The organism is Nocardioides guangzhouensis, assembly GCF_004519545.1.
GTDB lineage: Bacteria > Actinomycetota > Actinomycetes > Propionibacteriales > Nocardioidaceae > Nocardioides > Nocardioides guangzhouensis.
Window position 1 is genome coordinate 1 of record NZ_SDKM01000025.1, and the last position, 16732, is coordinate 16732.

Here is a 16732-nt window from a genome sequence, read left to right on the forward strand (position 1 = left end):
AGTCCTCGTACTGCCGCAGGAACGCCTGCAGGCCGGACTCCTTCTTCCCCCCGGCGAGCTGGTTCGGCCCGTGCTCGGCCAGCCGGCGGGCAGCCTCGGCAGCGCTCAGCCCCTGCTCGGGGTCAACGCCCAGCGCCTCGGCGACCTCCCGGGCATCTGTTCCGGCAGGTGTGCCCGGATGGATGTCAACCTGTGGCATCGGCGCCTCCTGCCTCTCTCACTACCGGAGACGGTGCCAAGGGCTCCCTCCGTCGGGTTCCCCCGAAGGGGGTGAAAGCAACTTTGCTGCTCGCGAGATCGGTAGGGTGCCAGCCGAATCCCGACGGGCAGTGCGGGGAGATCCCCGGTCTCGAGCTCGGAAATGGGGTGGAGACCGGACCCAAGGGCGGCGGAGCCGAGACCATTCACGAACAGCAGAGACGGGCAGAGCTGGTGGGGAAGCGCCGTCCTCGCTGGTTCCGGCCGCAGTAGCCGCAGGCGTCCCCGCGCGTGACGCCACCGGGGCCGCCGACGAGTCCGAAGGCTGGTGGTGGCGCATCCTGGCCGAGGCTGCTGCACTGACCGCCGTCGGCTTGGCGCGGACGATACGCAACCCCTGGAACTGACTCAGCGGGGCTTCGTCGAACACGCCGCGCACTCGCCTACCCGTTCGCGCTCGCGCTGATGGCCATGGAGATGCGATCGAACGGGGACGGTCCTGATCGGAATGGCCTTGGTGCCGCAGGGAACGTGACTAGCGCTCTCTGCGGAGCGAGGTCGTGATGCGAGGCGTCGAGACCACAGCCAACTACTGAATCGCGAGTCACGGCCGCAGGTTGGGCTGCTACGCGCTTCGTCCTCCGGCTCGTACAGTGCGGGTAGGGGGCAGTCGGAAACGAGGAGGCTGCGGCGTGGCTGCTGACGAGACTGCCGGCCGGGCTCGCGACGCAGACAGAGCGCGGCGGCAACTGCGACGCGGTCCCGATGCACGTGGCGAAGGTCCGGGGCGGCCGAAAGCCGCGTACGACGACCAGCACGGGATCGACCCGGTGATCGCCGACTGCGGCGTCTACGAGAACGGACGGCGGGTTTCCGGCCGGATTTCGTTGGACCGGGCGGCGGAGGCAGCCCACAGCACCTCCGGTTTCGTGTGGGTTGGGCTGCAGGACCCCACCGCGGAGGACATCGCCGTGGTCGCGGACGCTTTCGGGCTGCCGCCGCTGGCGGTCCAGGACGCGGTGCACGCACACCAGCGGCCGAAGCTCAACGTGTACGACGACGTGGTGTTCATGGTTCTCAAGCCGGTCCGCTACGTCGACCACGAGGAGGTGGTGGACGTCAGCGAGATCGCCCTGTTCCTCGGCCGCAACTTCGTGGTCACAGTCCGACACGGCCGCAGCGACGTGCTCGGCAGGGTGCGGGCCGAGTTGGACCGCGGCGGCTCGGAGTTGGTCTCCCATGGCCCCAAGGCGGTGCTCTACCGCACCGCCGACATGGTGGTCGACGGCTACGAGGAGGCCATCACCTCCATCACCGAGGACATCGACGAGATCGAGAGCCAGGTGTTCGGGACCGACGAGGACGACCACGCCGAAAGGATCTACAAGCTGAAGCGGGAGGTGGCGGAGTTCCGTCGAGCCGTACTACCGCTCGCCGCGCCGCTGCAGCGGTTGGCCGATGGCTTGATCCCCGGCATCGACAGCGCGGCCGCGCCGTACTTCCGGGATGTTCACGACCACGCCCTGCGCGCGTCGGACGCCATCGAGGGCCACGACCGGCTGCTTTCCGACGTGCTGCAGGCCGACCTGGCCCGGGTCGGAGTGCGGCAGAGCAAGATCGCGGTCCGGCAGAACGAGGACATGCGCCGTATCTCCGCGTGGGCAGCGATCGCGCTGGCGCCGACCGCCATCGCCGGGATCTACGGCATGAACTTCGAGTTCATGCCCCTGTTGACCTCGAGGTATGGCTACTTCGTGATCCTCGCCGTCATCGGGGGCGTCTGCTGGATCTTGTATCGGCTGTTCCGCCGCAGCGACTGGCTCTAGCCAGGAGCGGCGGGCGGGGCCGGTGCCCCACAGCAGGGCCACATCGTTGTGGAGGCTCGCACAGAAGCGCTCGCGCGCGGTCGAGGCATGTTGGCCTCATTTATTCGCGAGCTGGGGTGCCGTCAATTCGCGAACACCCCCCGTCCGTTGGGGTGTTCGTGGAAAGGAGGATGCCGAGGTCAGCGAGTTGATTCTGCGACCACGGCAGAGGGCCTGCACCCTCGGACGTCAGAATCAGCACCCATGTTCAGGTACCCAAACGCGGTACCAAGCAGCCTGGCGTCCGAGCCGCCTTTCACTGTCCGGTTCGGGTCATCACGAGCCAGCTACTGCACCTCCGATGCTCGGTAGCCAGCATCTTCTGCCGCATCCCGGTCGACGAAGCATTCTTCCGGAACTGTGCGGTCGTAGTACTGCCATCCCGGGGCGTGGTAGATCTTGTTGCCAGTCTGCGAAACGTTCCCCTTCACCGGGTGCTGCGCATCGCATGTCCCGCCGTCAGGTTGCGAGCTGGGTTGATCGCCAGACCTGCTGACCGCGAAGGCCAGGCCCGAGGCAACGATCAGGACCACGACGCCGATCAAGGCCGCGAGCCACCAGTTTCGCCGGCTGCCGGACCGAGCCTTGGCAGGCTGCGAGGTGGGCGCAGCAACGGCTGTGGCTGACACTTCGGCCAGGAGCCTCGTCACGGTTTGGCGGCACCATCCGTTCTTGTGGATGACCTGGTTGTTTGTGAAGTGCTGGACTTCCCACCCGAGATCCTTCAGTTCGCCATCCCTGACCAACGACCTGTCGCGCTCGTCGAGCGGAGGATCCGCCGACTTACGGGCGCCGTCGATCTCGATGGCGATGGGCCGCTTGCCAGGCAACATGATGGCGAAGTCGGGGCGGAGCGGGGGCTTGTAGGGCCGGTCGACCTCGTACTGAACGTGAACATGAGTCGGGTCCAGTCCCTCGACCTTCTTGAGCACCTCTTGCATGAAGATGAGCTCGTACTCCGAGCCGTCGTCCGCGCCGCTGTGCTGCTCGGTTTCAAGGTCGAGTCTGAGCCAGTCGAACCAGCCGGGTTCGTGGCTCCAACAGCGCTGACATGAGGTGACCTTGCCCCATGCCACTTGGCTCAGTGCGACCTCGGTAGGAGCGTAAGTCGACCAGCCGTCGCGTCTTGCTTTCTCCTGCCCGTCAATGAGTCCGGGGCAGTCGGGCCGGGAGTGGTAGCGAGAGCCGCTCCGGGTAGCCCAGACCTGTCTCACCGCGACACCCACATGACGCGAAGCCTAGACCGGTCTGGGGACGCGCGCGCCGCATGGGCGGTCGATCCTGCCGTTGATCGGGACGCTGAGACATGCCGCTCCCTAGTGGGTCAAGTGCGGGACTGTTTGGCCGGGAGGGCCCGCAACCTCGTCGTCGGGTTGTCGGTGATCTCGTGACACACGGCCCCGGGCCTCTCGGTCAGGGCACCCGGACTCGGACGGTCGCGCTCCACGGGCCGCGGCCCACGCGGTTCACGGCTCCGATGCGGTAGCTGTGCAGCCCCGACCGAACCCGAGGTAGCACCAGCCGCGTGGCCGAAGCGCCTGGCCTGCCAACAACGCGACCGTTGTCGGTCACCACATACCCGATCAGTGCGGTGCCACCGTTGCCCGGGCGCCGCCAGGTCAGCACCACCTTCCGACCGGTGCGGGCCGCGCGCACCGAACCCACCCGGTTCGGCGTCGTGGCGGGGACCACGGATGCGCTTGGCTCGCTGACCGACCGGCCGCCTGCCTCATTCATCGCCATCAAGGTGAACCGGTAGGTGCGGCCGTTGACCAGCCCAGTGACCCGGACGGTCCGGCCGTCCGGGCCGGTGCCCGCCATGGCCCCTCCGGGGGAGGCGGTGACGACGTAGCTGGAAATCGGTGCCCCGTTACCTTCGGCCGCCCCTGCCCACGACACCTGGACTGACCTGTCGCCGCGCACCACCGTTGGAGTCGGCACCTGCAGCGGGTTGCCCGCCGGGACCACGCCGTTCGACGCAGCCGACGCCGAACCCACGCCGACCGGGTTCACCGCCTGCACAGTGAATGTGTACGGACCTCCGCCGTTGACCAGGTCGCGCACGACCCCGAAGGTGTCCGTGCCGACCGCGACGGTCGCGCCGCCCGGCTCGACAGTGATCACGTGCCCGGACACGGCGGCGCCGTTCGGGTCTGCCGCCGTCCAGCGCACAACCGCGGCACCGTCTTCGCGGCTGGCCGTCACGTTCGTCGGCGCGCCCGGGAGCCCCGCCGGAACGGCTGTCGCGGTCGCCGCCGCCGAAGTCCCAGCGGCGTTGACCGCCGTCACCGCGTAGGTGTACGCGACACCGTTCGTCAGGCCATCGACCGTCGTGCCGGTGGCTTCCGCCGGCAGGGTGAGGGTCCGGTTGCCGGGCGAGACGGTGACCTCATAGCCAGTCACCGGTGTGCCGCCATCGGTCCCGGGAGCCTGCCAAGACAGGGTTGCCTCTCGGTCGCCGCGAGTCGCGGTGACCGAGTTGGGCGCGGCCGGCTCCACCGCGGGAACCTCGGTGGGCGGGCTGGCGAGCAGAGGCTCGACGTCAACGACACCGGGCCGGTTCAGGTTGTCGTCCTTGTCCGCGACCCAGCCCTTCACCTCGGTGATGTCGGTGCTGCCGAAGTAGTTGTTCGAGGCGTCCATGGCCCCGTCGATGCTGACCTCCAGAATGCGGGGCCGGATCGAGGTCTCGAAGACGTTCCCCTCGACCAAGAGCGGCGTGCCGTAGGCGGCCCACGACACCACTTGGGAGGTGCCGTTGTAGCCGCTGAACCCGCCCGTCGGGGTCTGCCGGAACCGGTTGTTTCGGATCACGGCGGCAACGTGGTTGGTGCCGATGTCGAGGGTGTTCACCCGAGTGAACACGTTGCGCTCCAGCACCAATTTCGTGGGGTACCAGATGTAGTTCCGCGCGCTGACGTCGGAGATACGCGAGTCGGTGATCTCGATACCGAGGTAGCGGCTGTTCCCGGTTCCCATGAGGGCGCCGGGGCCGGTGATGTTGGCGTGCCTGATCCGAGCCTGACGGGTCGGTTCGTTGTACGCGGTGCCGGCAGATTGGAACAAGGGCACGTCGGTCTGAATACGAACCGGGGCCTCAGCGGTGCCGGCCACCGTCAGCCCACCCTCCAGCTGGAAGGACGAGTCGACCACGACCTCCGCGCCAGCCTCGATCGTCAGCGTGCTGCCGGCAGCGATCTGGACCGGGCCCTGGACCAGGTAGGGGCTCCCACTAGCCGGCCACGTGGTGTCGGACCGGATGATGGTCGAGGTCACCACTGTCCCGTCCGCGGCAGCTGCCCGGCCTGCACCATCGATTCCGACCATGGCTCCGGCCACTGCCAATGCGCTGGCCAGCACCAGCGTCCCAGCTACCTTGAACAGGCCACAACTGCGCACAGCGTTCCCCACGAGATCTCGTTCCTGAGCGCACTGCGCCCGGCGGCCCAGAAATGGGCGCCCCACCGCCGATGATGGTGCCTGACTGAGCCCCTGTTCACCGAATTCCGGAACAGTCGCATCCCTGAGGCACGCGAAGGCGCGACCGGCGCCGCAGCGTCCGGTCCGTTCGGCGTGATCAGCGAGCTGGCAGCGGTCGAATCGTCGCCCCTGAGCCGAGGCTTCCGTGGGCTCAGTCTGCCCACTCGACCTTGATCGACCGGACGCGATTGGTCATGCGGCAGGGTTTCCCCGCCTCTTCGACTGTCAGGGCATGGTTCCAGTGGTCGTCGTCGAAGGTGTCGTAGCGCAGCAGCTCGAGCTGCCTCGTGAACTCCTCCACGAGGCTGGGCGGAGCGTTGGTGACACGGACCCGGATCCAGCCGTGCCACTCGTGCTCGACCCGCACGGAGAAGCGGCCGTGGGGGAAGTGCCGCTTGAGCTCCAACCGCAACAAGGCCGCGGTGTCCTTCGTACTCAGGTGGTGATCTGCGCGGCCGTGTCGCACGGGCACGGGCGCGGAGAACGGGACCCTAAGGTCCGAGACGCGGGGGTTCAGCGGGAGGGAGGTCATGGAGTTGCTCCTGAGTAGTGGTGGGTGCCAGCCCAGGTGGTGCCGGCCAAGGTGAAGGTGCAGGGGATCGCCAGACTGCGCAATCGCCGCACGCCGGCGTGCGGTCCGCCCCCTCACGAGGGCTCTGCCCTCCGACCGTTCAGCCACGGACGTCGAGGAGAACCACCGCACGTCGCCCACGGGACTTGTCGCCCGGCGCAGCGCCGCGACGGTGCCTATCGAGCGCATCGCGCTCCGTGTCACGGACCGGCATCCACGCCGGCCGGGCACCCACCGCCCAGGAGGGCGAGATGTCCACAAACAAGCAGAGCCCGATCACCGGCCGGGTCGTCGCACTGGCTGAGGTCAAGCAGCGGCGCCGGTTGGAGAACCTGATCTACACCCGCCGTCGGGTCGCGCAGCTGGCGGCTGAGCACCGCTCCCACCGGCTCGACGACGCCGTCGAGCTCTACGTCCTGCAACTCGAAGTCGAGACCGTTCTGGCCGACGAGTTCCCGGACGCCTTCGACACCCACTTCGCGGACTGGGCCGACGAGGAAGCCGCTGCCGAGCACCACCCGGAGGCGACGTCGCCGACCTGCAGCATCTGCGAGGCCATCGCCAAGAACCGCGGGGGTGACCACTCGCCGCACGCCGCCTGACAGGCGGATCACCACTGTGGGGTGGGCCGAAACCGGCCCACCCCACAGTCACGCGCCTAGTCTCTTGTCGCAACGACCGAGAGTAGACAAGAGGCGCCCACCTACCGCACACGAACTCAGCCTCGACGGACCCGATGACCGCTCCAGCGGCGCCGCCGGTTGAACAACCCCACGACAGCTCCATGCACGCACCCGAACGGGATGAGCACCAAGCCCCCGGGTACGAACAGCCTGAATCCGGCGCTGATCGAATCCGCGCGGCATGTCGTAGTGCACGGCATAGGAGACGCCGCCGATGGCCGCGCCGGCCGGCGTTCCCGCTAACTGGCGGCACCGAACGTAGAGTCTCGACACGACTTGTCGCTCGGTAGGGCGATCTCCCTCTTCGCGGGAGCCTGCGGCTGGGCCAGCCGAGCCTGGCGAGAAGTTCCGCCACCGGCCCGGCCGCCTTCCCGTCCATCACCAGACGCGGAGTCCTGAGGTGCGGCCTCGTCAGGATCGGGGTCGTCGTAGTAGCCGCTCATGTCCCACTTGGAGGCCCCCTCCGCGTCCGCGGGATCTTCTCCAGTCACCGCGATCTCGTCCGAGTACAGCTCGCCCGCGACGTTGTGCACGAGTTTCTTGTTGAATGCCCATTGTGAGTAGTCAGGGGCTCCGGCCGGTTCTAGCTCGTGCCGGTCGGTCTGGACGACCTCGATAACCGCATGGATCCGCTGGAAGGACAGCCGGCAGCGGCCCTGGTCCTTCACCGCGATCGCGTCCAAGGGCAAACCGGCAGACGCCCCAGCCGTCAGCCGGGCTCAACCACGGCGTCCTCGTCCTCGCGGTCCGCGTATTGTCTGCGCAGAGCCTGGGTCAGGGCATCTGCGGCCTGCACCAGCTGGGCCGGGATCTCGACATCGCCGGCCAGCGCGACCGCCACCGCCATGGCCCGCAGATCCTGGACGGCAAGGCATTGGAGGTATTCCAGCCCTCCAACACCGGTTGATCCCGCCAGGAGCCCACCGTCAGCCGCGATCTGCTCCAGACGCTTCTGGAGTGCGGCGGCACGGAGGAAAATAAGCACCTGCCCGGACTCCGGCCGGTCCAGCCCGATCCGCGACCGGATAGTCTGCAGGATCAGGGAGCGCAGGCCCCGGACGTGCTCAGGTGACGTGCCCCCAGTGCCCCCGGTGCCGACTTCAGCGAAGGTCTCCCAGAGCAGGGCCAGGACCAGGTCGAACGCGGGCAGCCCCCAGCGAGACGCCAGACCCCTGCGGAAGTAGTCGGCTGCCGCGTCGAGCATCTCGTCGCGGCCGCCTTGAGACCAGGCCGTCAAGATCGCCAGCATCCCGGCGGGCAGTACGAACTCGACCTGGTCAAGAGTCACCTGGGCCGCGGACACCAGGCTGCGCGCTCTCCCGACCAGCTCCGCCGCCCGTTCGCCCTCTCCGCCGGCCGCGGCCGACCACGACGCGCACATCAGGTCCTCCACGGCCGACAGCAAGGCCGGCGCCGGGCGCAACTCTGCGCCGGCCAGCGTGGAGTTGGGCTGCGCGACGAACCGCACCAAGTCGTCCCACCACAGATTGGCCGGGTCGCCTCGGGAGAGCCGGGCACGGACCCGACCCCAGGTGTAGGCCGACTCCTGGTCGCCCATCCACTCCAGCCACGGAATCCGCGGGGGACCCAGTGGCCCACCGGTCAGCTCGTAGAGGTAGCCGCTCCACTCAGTGGCGGTCCACGCCCAGGGCATCAGCCCCTCGTCGTCGAGGTCGTCGGTGTCGAGCCGGGTCAGGGTCGCACATACCGTGGCGAGGGCGTGGTGGGCGACCGCGGCGGGCCCAGGTTCGGTCGCCAGCGTCTGCGGAGCGACGCACACCAGTGCACGCTGCAGGGCGAGGATCCTCAGCTGGAGCACCAGGAAGAATCGGTCGTCGTCGGACCGATCTGGCAGCAGGGTCGCCGGCGGGCTGTCCTCGAGCTCGGCCACGGCGAGGGCGAGCCGTGCCGGCGCCCACGGCCAGGCAGGGTCCTGCGAGTCCGGGCCTAGGTCCCAGAACGGCAGCGCGGGGCCGGCCGTCATCGACGCATACCCGAGCTCGCCGTCGCGAGGCCAGCCGGAACGGTTGCGGGCCTGAAGCCGGGTCGCCTCGACTAAGTCGGCGCGCAGCGGGCCGAGCTTGATGGCGGCACGCGTCAGGGTGGACGGAGCGAAGCCCGCGCTCTCGCACAGCCGGTCCTGGGTGACCCGCGCCCTGGGGTTCTCGCTCAGCAGGTCGATGACGTTGCGAACGATGTGCGCCCGTGTACGAGCCCTGCGCGCAGCACCACCCTTGACGGCCCCCTCCTTCGTTCCAGCCATGAGCGCTCCAATCGAACCTTGCAATCAATGGGAATGATTTGGCCTGTTCCACCATCGTTCGCGTTGGAATCCTAGTTGATCCCAACCCACGAGGGGAGAGCACATGAACGGGAGCCGGAGCCGTCACGGCCAGGTCCCAGCCAGAACAGGCAAGCCATCGAAAGGGAGTGACCCAATGGAAGGAACGCAGACGGCACGGAACGCCGCTCAGGTGGTGCACTACGCCGAGCAGCTGGTGGACTGCGGTCAGGGCAAAGGCATGGTCCGCAACCTGGCCGAGTACGCCGGCTGGGACCCGGCCCTGCTCGCCGACGCGCTCGACACCTGGCTCGATCAGTGGAATGAGGACGTGCGGTTCCAGCACCTCCCTTACACGCCGAACGGGCACGTCGACTCGCTGGCGGCGCGGCAGCGCTGGGAGGGCATCAAGCAGGCCCTGGGCAAGGCCTACGAGAACGCCAAGAACCGGGCTGCGGGACGCAGCCGGCGACTTCAGTGCGAGGCCGCACGGGTCCGGGCCGCAGCGAACAAGCGCAAGGCGAAGGCGCTGGATGCCGGCTAGCGGGCGATCCCCCACCCGAGCAAGACGAAGACCCCTTCTCCAGGCGGAGAGGGGGTCTTTGCGTGCGTGTGGAGACTCAGATGCCGGTCAGCCCGTCGAACGGGCCTGTGGAACCGGACGATCAGGTTCGCGCCGGCGTGCCGGTCCAGGGTCGCTGAGGCCCGGACAGGCGACTCGGTGTCCAGGACACTGTCGACCGCCCGCTGCTGTCGACCGCGGTTCGCACGACCCGGGTGCGGCGCCTCGCCGTACGCGTGCCGGGCCGCCAGCCGCAGCGTGTTCGCGAATGCCTTCTTCGTCAGCTGCTCGGCTTACTTGAACACCTTGCGGAGCTCGATCAGCGCCGCCAGCCGGGACACCAGCTCCCAGCGCCTCCTTGCCCCGACACGGCACCGTGGCCCCTCTCGTTGACTCGGGGCCGAATTCGATAGCCGTTGTTGGCTGAGGTTCGGTTGCCGGCCGGTCAGTCGGGCGACCCATCACCGTGCCGACCTGGCCGCCCGGGCCGAGGAGGTGGCTGGCGGCACCGACGCCGCACCCGTCATCGACCTTGCCGACGAGGCGCCCTCGGGCCGCATCGTACCGAACGGCCCAGGCGCCCTCGACGGGCCGACAGTCAGGGGCACAGGTACTCCCGGACGTAGCCGTACATCTCCCGAGCGTCGGCGGGCGACGCCCCAACTGAGACGTCCTCGTCGACCAGGTCTTCCCACGTCGTCACGCCGCCCGCAACGTCCTCACAGTGCGACAACATCAGCAGCGCCAGGTCCTTCGCTTCCCCGAACCCCAGCGTCGTGCCCTCCCCGTACCCGTACCCGGTGTCGTCCGCGACCGCGCCGAACAGCCGAACGGCCTTCGCGTTCAATGCTCCCTGCTCGGGGTCCGGCGGGGCCGGCTCCGGTGACTTCTGTTCCTTCAGGGCCCTCGAAGCTTTCTGGGCAGCAAGCAGCCGCTCCTGGGCCCTCATCATCCGCAACGCCACCTTCGGGCACGCATCAAGCAGGTCCAGGGACGAACCGGTGCCGTGCTCGATGACGTAGGTCTCCAGCGCCCTGACCAACGCCTCTGCTTCCAACGGGGGGATCTGCCGGGCCGCGGCACACCGCATCTGGGTCTCCGCGTCGGCTACATCCTGGCCGTACGGGCTTGGCGTTCCCGACGCGCCGTTATTCGGGTCCGGGTCGCCCGGCTTGGACGCATCGGCGATCAGCAGCGCTACGAAGACCGCTGCCGCACACCCGGCGAGTATCCATTTGGACTTGCCCACGAGCTCCCCGTCTCCACTCGGGCATACCTTCACGGCGGATCCTAGGCGTGCCCGGCGGCGTGTCGCTGCACATTCGAGTGACCGGGCGCAGCGGGGGCGAGGTATACGCTGCCGCGGTTCCCCGGGGGACGGAGCGACCTCGGAAGCGGCGTGCCCGTCGACGTCTCGGACCCGCGCCCGGGACCCCGCACGGGTCCCATGCGAAGTGCATGTGGAGAGTCTTGAACGTTGGGCGGGAGTTCCACGAGGGACACTCGGTGCCTCATGGAAGTGAATGGCGAGGACAGCACGAGTCTCCAGCCAAGGCGCCCACTCTGTCTCAGTCGCGCCGGTGTGCCCCGAGGGACGCGAGTGAAGCAGCCTCAGCTGCGCGCGTCGAGGAGACGCACCAAGGCGTCGAGGACCCGCCTGGCGGCCCGGTTCCAGGCTCCGGCGCTCTCGAAGTGCCGGGCCAAGTGCGGGCTGAGCGTGTAGTAGACACGGATGAAGGCCCGGCCGGTGGCGGACCGGGCCAGGTGTTCGTCGCGGAACCGCCGGAGAGTGAGCACCGGCTCCGAGTCGTAGGAGCCGTACACGGCGGTGGCGATGTAGCAGGCGCCCTTCGCGGGCGCGGTCGTCCTCTGTGGACCCGCGGCTGACTGGGCGGTCCGCTCATGTTCGCGCCTGTTGGCATCGGCTTCGGCGACCAGGGACAGGGCCGTGGGCTCGCCTGCCTCGGCGGCCTTGCGGATCCACGCCCAACCTTGGGCTGCGGCCTCTCCGCCGGCCGCCAGCGCGCCGCGCTCGATCAGGTCGAAGCTGCGTACTCGCAACAGCGCGCCGAGGCCGGCCATCGCGCGGACGTGGCCGCCCTCGGCGGCAACGGTGAGCCATCGGATCGCTTCGTCGGGCTTGACCTGCTGTCCCATGGCCTGTCCCATGGTCAGCCCGAGTGTGGCCGCGGCCTCGAGGCTGCCAGCCTCGGCGGCCCTTCTGAACCAGCGAGCCGCACTCTCGAGGTCACCTTGCTGCTTCACGGCGACGCCGAGCCAGTACATGACCTCGGCCTCGAGGTCGGCGTCCAGGTGCCCGCCGTCGAGGACGCCGGTGAAGCAGCGGATCGCCTCGTCGAGGTCTCCCCGCCGTTGGGCGGCGAGGCCCTCCTCGGCCAGCGACAGGGACGAGAGGACCTTGGGGCTTGCGGCCGGTGCAGGCACTGGGTCCGCAGACGCGGGCTCCTCGTCCGGAGGGTCGCTGAGGAGCAGCCCCAGGTTGTGCAGGATCAGCAGGTCTTCGTTCTCAGCGCCAGGCACCCGGGCGACGGCCTCCCCATAGGCCACCCGCAGTTGCGCCATCTGCCGCTGCTTCGCGGTGGAGGCCGACTGCACCTGCTCGGTCAGGCCGCGGTCCTCTAGGTGGTCTGCCGCCCAGGCCGGAGCTTGAACGTTGGTTCGTTGCGGTGCGACCAAGGACTGCCACCGTTTCAGGTTGCGCGCGACCCGGTCCAGGTCGGCATCACTGGCCCTGCCCTGGGGAACCGGTCGGCCGAACCCGCTCTCAGCCACGAGAGCCCCCCAGTCTCCGGTCGCGTGCGGCCGCGGCCGCAGCCCTGGTCGGGCCCTTGGTCGGGTATTCGGGGTGGGGTCGCATGACGAGAGCGTAGGGCCCGCTGGTAGGGGTCATCTCGACTTTGCGCACCCAGCATCCTGCGATTCGCCGCGCATACCGCGTCCGACGCGCACCCCTACCGATGCACACGTCGCGGTGACTGCAGGCGCACGGGTCCTCTTCACGGCGGTGTGCGGGAGCGTCCAGAGAGGAGGTGGCGGAGTGTCCCCGTCGGAACCGCTAGCGTCCTGTCCAGAAGCGACTGTTCCCGTCGGGCTCAGGACACTCGAGCCAGACTTCGCGACAGTAGATGGCGTATCCGGCACCGCTCCGGACAGTGCCCGGTCATGCCTACAGACACCCACCCCGCAGCCGCCCCGCGCCTCGGCGCGGACCGCGCCGAACTCGAGGAATTCCTGCTCGCCTACCGCCCCACCGGTGTACCCGACGAAGCCTGGACTTCCGTGCACGGTGAGGCGACCCGCCTGGTCCTGGACGCCGGGGAACTGACCCGCCTCCGGGTGGAGAAGGACATCCAGGTCCTCGGCGCCGTTGCTGCGCACCTCCTCGACCGCGGCCGACTCCTCACGCTGGATGAACTGCTGTCCGAGACCACGCTTCTGTCCTACGACGCCACCCTCACCGCCAGCCGGAAGACGCGCGAGAACAAGCGCGGCATCCTGCGTCGGCTCCAGAGCGTCCACCACGGGGTTCCCTGGCGGCAGGCCCGGCGCTCCGACGGAGAGCGGGTCGCGTCGCTGATCAGCCACAATCTGGTGCCCCACCTGCACCGAGTGGAGCTGGCAGCACGGGACCTCCTTTCACTTCCGGCCGCTCGGCGAGGAGACGTGGACCAGACGGGGGCCACTGACTTCTTGGAGGCGCTCGATCGGGCCAGGGCGGCCCGCGTGGCGGGAAGGAAGACGACAAGCCCGGAAGCCAGCACTTGGCGCCGCGCCCGAGCCTTCGCTCGCGAGCACGGGATGGACATGACCGTTCCGGTCCTTCGGGCGCTGGTGACCCACGAGCTGCTGACCGCCGAGACCCCGGTCGCCACCGCGATTGGTCGGCACGGTCTGACGCGGCGCGATCTCGACCTCGCCCTGACCTCTGCCGCGGAGCTGCCCAAGCTGCCCGGCGAGGACGTCCGCGCGCTGCTGCGGGGAATCTGACCCCGCTCGAGCCGCCCAAGTCTCGAAACACCACGGCCCCGTTGTGCAGGCATTGCACAGCGGGGCCGCGTCGTCACGGTACCGATCCAGATCGCCCGCCACAGCCGAGCGACTGGACGGAACGGAACCCTCATGACCAGCCAGAACCAGCGGCGCAAGAAGCCCAACAAGGCCGCCTTCGCCCGCGCCCTCGCCGCCGCCGAGGCCGAAGCGCAGGCATCCCGCACCCTGAGCGCCGACCTCGCCGCCGTCATCGACAACCACCAGCCCGCCAACCCCACCGGCCGCCGGATGGAGAAGATCCGCCCCTTCCTGCACGCCGCCATCGCAGCTTCGTCGCTGCAGGGCACCGAGAGCGTCCGCAAGCACTGCACCCACTTGACCGAGCTCGCCGCCTACGCCCTCGGCCGCGGCGCCGCCCTCGACGTCGCCACCCTGCTGACGACGACGTTCATCGACGAGTTCGTCCGGGTCGGCATGGCCGACGACGGCGACCACCTGCGCGCCGAGCGCCGCCGCCGGCTGCTGGCCCTGGCCCGCACCGCCAACCCGGGACCGGACGTGCCGGCCAAGCTGACCCCGATCGGGCACAGCGCGATCAAGCCCTGCTACTCCCCCGCCGAGATGGCCGTCATCCGCCGGGTCAGCCAGGTGCAGCCCACCCAGGCCCGCAGCCGCGACCTCACCCTGGTCGTGGCCCTCGGAGCCGGCGGTGGTCAGGACAGCGTGGACATGCGCGACCTCTACACCGACCACATCGAGGACCTCGGCCCGGACGGCATCCTGATCCACGTCCAGGGGCCCCGCCCCCGGGTGGTGCCGCTGCGCGCCGCCTACGAGGCCATGCTCCGGCAGGCACTGACCGACCGCGGTCCCGGTGAGCTGCTCATCGGCACCAAGCAGGACCGCCGCAACACCGCCGCCCGGGTGATCGAGCGGGCCGCCCTGCACAAGGTTGCCCACATCGAGCCCGCGCGGCTCCGCGCCACCTGGCTGGCCGACCTGATGACCGACCCCATCCCGGTCGCCCTCATCCTGCAGGCCGCCGGCCTGAAGTCCGCACGCACGCTCAGCGAGCTTCAGCCCCACCTCGGCCCCTGGCTCGAGCACAAGCAGGTCTCGGTCGAGGGCGTGCAGGTCCTGCGGGGTGAGCAGCTGTGAGCGCCAAGCGCATCACCCGCCCCATGCTGGAGCGCAGCATCCACATCGTCGACACCAGCGGGATCCTCGACATCCTGGCTCCCCCGCCGCCGCCCGGCCGCCGTGGACGCAAGGGACGCATCCGGGAGAACATCCGGCTCTGGCTGCTCGGCGTCCTGCTGTGCACCCGGCTCGGTCACGAGACCACGGTGCGCGGGGTGCACGAGGTGCTGACCGAGGCGCTGCCGCGCGACATGCAGTGGGAGCTCGGAATCCTTCGCCCGCTGACCACCCGCGCTCCCAAGCTGCCCGGGGACTACGACCCCGAGACGGCCAGGCTCACCAAGTCCCGCAAGCCGCGCAAGGAGCTGTGGGTCGAGGAGGGCTACGAGCGCCTCGGCTACGACGACCTGATCAACGCCACCACCAAGATCCGCGCCGCCCTCGACTACGGTCACGGCACCCAGCCCAACCTCGACGATGCGGAGCGGGAGCGGCGGCGGAGCCTGGTGGAGGACGCCGTGCACCGGCTGATCACTGTCACCGTCGTTCCCCGGGTCGGGACGTCGTTGGCCATCGACGGCACCGGCCAGTGGGTGTGGTCTCGCGGGTCCGAGACCGGGCGCACCAAGGCCAAGAAGGACCTCAAGAATGGCAAGGACAAGCTCCCCAGCGAGGACGGCAGCGAGGACCTCGAGGTCGCCGACATTGCCCTGGACGAGGAGGGCGGCAGTGCACCGTCCGACGACGAGGAGCGTCCCGTGCCCGCCGGCGCACGGGGCCGCTGCCTCGACGCCGCCTGGGGCTACAAGACCAGCAAGACCGGCAAGCGCGAGGTCGGCTTCGGCTTTCACCAGCACACGCTCGTCCGCACCCCCGACCCCGGCATGCCGGCTGACGCGGAGCCGCTGCTGATCGAGGGCCTCGTGGTGGTCCCGGCCAACGCCGATGTCGTCGATGCCTCCTTGCGGCTGATCGACCGCGCGGCGGAACGGTCCAAGGTCACCCGGCTCATCGGCGACCTGCTCTACACCAACCTCAAGGCCGACCGTTGGGCCGTCCCGCTCGCCCAGCGGGGCATCAAGCAGAGCCTGGCCATGCGGTCGGACTCCGCCGGCATCGTCGACATCAACGGCGCCCTGATGCAGTTCGGGTGGATGCACTGCCCGGCTGCCCCGATGGACCAGCGGCCGATGCCGGCCGACTTCGCCCGGGACGAGGACAAGGACCACTACGAGGCCGTCGAGCAGTTCAGGGCCGACTGGGCCTTCGACCGCAAGGAGTCCGGCCTGGGCGCCAACCGGTCCAGCAAGTGGATCTGCCCGGCGATGGCCGGCCGGACCGGCTGCTGGGCGCGCGGCGCGGCCCAGGTGGCCGCCGCCCAGGTCCGCGAACTGCCGATCGTCACCCCTCCGGAGGATTGGCAGACCCGCGGGTGCTGCACCAACAAGACCATGGACTTCACCCCTGATCCCACCAAGCCTCACGACCAGCGCAAGCTGATGCAGCCCGAGTACGTCGGCACTCGCCGCTGGCGGCGCGAGCGGAACCTGCGGAGCTTGGTCGAGGGGGCGTTCGGGATCCTCAAGAGCAGCAGCCGGCAGCGGATGCGCCGAGGTCAGAACCGGCTGCCGGGCCTGGCGATGGCCAACCTGATCAACGGGCTCAAGGGAGCCGTGTTCAACGAGGAGCAGCTGCGCGCCTGGCACGAGGAGACCGGTCGTGGCCCGGCACATCACCCGCTGCTCCAGCCCGACCCGCACGACTGGGGCTTCACCGACCTCACCCGTGAGCAGGCCAAGGCCATCGACGCCGGCTACCTCGGCACCGGTCCTGGCGAGGAAGTCACGCCGTTGCGCGCGGCCTGACCGGAATGACAGCACCGCCTCCCGCGGCGCCTGCACCTTGAGAATTCAACAGCGGAAGATCTGTGAGTACGCGAGG

The 16732-nt window shown here is 69.3% G+C and carries 14 protein-coding genes; 6 read left to right on the forward strand and 8 right to left on the reverse strand.

Annotated features, from left to right (window positions below; all coding sequences use genetic code 11):
* On the reverse strand, positions 1-199 hold a 199-nt coding region (locus EKO23_RS16275), incomplete at its 3' end, for a cation-transporting P-type ATPase (RefSeq protein WP_134719179.1).
* Positions 200-1028: 829 nt separating this feature from the next.
* On the opposite strand from EKO23_RS16275, the gene EKO23_RS16280 reads away from it, so the two are divergent.
* Positions 1029-2024, forward strand: a complete 996-nt coding sequence (locus EKO23_RS16280) for a magnesium and cobalt transport protein CorA (RefSeq protein WP_217702661.1) — start codon at positions 1029-1031, stop codon at positions 2022-2024.
* Positions 2025-2350: 326 nt separating this feature from the next.
* Here EKO23_RS16280 and EKO23_RS16285 read toward each other — a convergent pair whose 3' ends face one another.
* From EKO23_RS16285 to EKO23_RS16295, 3 genes are all read right to left on the reverse strand, one after another.
* Positions 2351-3139, reverse strand: a complete 789-nt coding sequence (locus EKO23_RS16285) for a sunset domain-containing protein (protein ID WP_134719180.1) — start codon at positions 3137-3139, stop codon at positions 2351-2353.
* Between the two features lie 337 nt (positions 3140-3476).
* On the reverse strand, positions 3477-5339 hold the full coding sequence (locus EKO23_RS16290) for a fibronectin type III domain-containing protein (protein ID WP_167880515.1): 1863 nt from the start codon (positions 5337-5339) through the stop codon (positions 3477-3479).
* 355 nt (positions 5340-5694) lie between these two features.
* Positions 5695-6075, reverse strand: coding sequence for an LPD29 domain-containing protein (locus EKO23_RS16295; RefSeq protein ID WP_134719182.1), 381 nt, complete (start codon positions 6073-6075; stop codon positions 5695-5697).
* A 290-nt stretch (positions 6076-6365) separates the two neighbouring features.
* Between EKO23_RS16295 and EKO23_RS16300 the strand changes: the two genes are divergently transcribed.
* Positions 6366-6716: a hypothetical protein gene (locus tag EKO23_RS16300; RefSeq protein WP_134719183.1), complete on the forward strand. Its 351-nt coding sequence runs from the start codon at positions 6366-6368 to the stop codon at positions 6714-6716.
* 320 nt (positions 6717-7036) lie between these two features.
* Here EKO23_RS16300 and EKO23_RS16305 read toward each other — a convergent pair whose 3' ends face one another.
* Positions 7037-7480 (reverse strand): hypothetical protein, encoded by a 444-nt coding sequence (locus EKO23_RS16305; protein ID WP_134719184.1) that lies wholly within the window; start codon positions 7478-7480, stop codon positions 7037-7039.
* A 26-nt stretch (positions 7481-7506) separates the two neighbouring features.
* Entirely contained in the window at positions 7507-9060 is a 1554-nt protein-coding gene (locus EKO23_RS16310) for a hypothetical protein (protein ID WP_134719185.1), read from the reverse strand.
* Between the two features lie 175 nt (positions 9061-9235).
* Here EKO23_RS16310 and EKO23_RS16315 point away from each other — a divergent pair, with 175 nt between their 5' ends.
* Complete coding sequence (locus EKO23_RS16315; protein ID WP_134719186.1) at positions 9236-9622, forward strand: hypothetical protein; 387 nt, start codon at positions 9236-9238, stop codon at positions 9620-9622.
* 616 nt (positions 9623-10238) lie between these two features.
* Here EKO23_RS16315 and EKO23_RS16320 read toward each other — a convergent pair.
* Entirely contained in the window at positions 10239-10922 is a 684-nt protein-coding gene (locus tag EKO23_RS16320) for a hypothetical protein (protein ID WP_134719187.1), read from the reverse strand.
* 329 nt (positions 10923-11251) lie between these two features.
* A complete protein-coding gene (locus EKO23_RS16325) occupies positions 11252-12223 on the reverse strand; it encodes a tetratricopeptide repeat protein (RefSeq protein WP_134719188.1) in 972 nt (323 codons plus the stop codon).
* Positions 12224-12823: 600 nt separating this feature from the next.
* Here EKO23_RS16325 and EKO23_RS16330 point away from each other — a divergent pair.
* The 3 genes from EKO23_RS16330 (at position 12824) to EKO23_RS16340 (ending at position 16656) form a co-directional block, all read left to right on the forward strand.
* Positions 12824-13648: a hypothetical protein gene (locus EKO23_RS16330; RefSeq protein WP_134719189.1), complete on the forward strand. Its 825-nt coding sequence runs from the start codon at positions 12824-12826 to the stop codon at positions 13646-13648.
* Between the two features lie 132 nt (positions 13649-13780).
* Positions 13781-14809, forward strand: a complete 1029-nt coding sequence (locus tag EKO23_RS16335) for a hypothetical protein (RefSeq protein ID WP_134719190.1) — start codon at positions 13781-13783, stop codon at positions 14807-14809.
* Positions 14806-16656, forward strand: a complete 1851-nt coding sequence (locus EKO23_RS16340) for a hypothetical protein (RefSeq protein ID WP_134719191.1) — start codon at positions 14806-14808, stop codon at positions 16654-16656. The genes EKO23_RS16335 and EKO23_RS16340 overlap by 4 nt, the downstream gene beginning before the upstream one ends.
* Positions 16657-16732 lie beyond the last annotated feature (76 nt).

Coding starts and splice junctions, on each gene's coding strand:
- EKO23_RS16295 (WP_134719182.1), bottom strand. CDS start 6,075: ATGACCTCCCTCCCGCTGAACCCCCGCGTCTCGGACCTTAGGGTCCCG.
- EKO23_RS16300 (WP_134719183.1), top strand. CDS start 6,366: ATGTCCACAAACAAGCAGAGCCCGATCACCGGCCGGGTCGTCGCACTG.
- EKO23_RS16310 (WP_134719185.1), bottom strand. CDS start 9,060: ATGGCTGGAACGAAGGAGGGGGCCGTCAAGGGTGGTGCTGCGCGCAGG.
- EKO23_RS16315 (WP_134719186.1), top strand. CDS start 9,236: ATGGAAGGAACGCAGACGGCACGGAACGCCGCTCAGGTGGTGCACTAC.
- EKO23_RS16325 (WP_134719188.1), bottom strand. CDS start 12,223: ATGGCGCAACTGCGGGTGGCCTATGGGGAGGCCGTCGCCCGGGTGCCT.
- EKO23_RS16330 (WP_134719189.1), top strand. CDS start 12,824: ATGCCTACAGACACCCACCCCGCAGCCGCCCCGCGCCTCGGCGCGGAC.
- EKO23_RS16335 (WP_134719190.1), top strand. CDS start 13,781: ATGACCAGCCAGAACCAGCGGCGCAAGAAGCCCAACAAGGCCGCCTTC.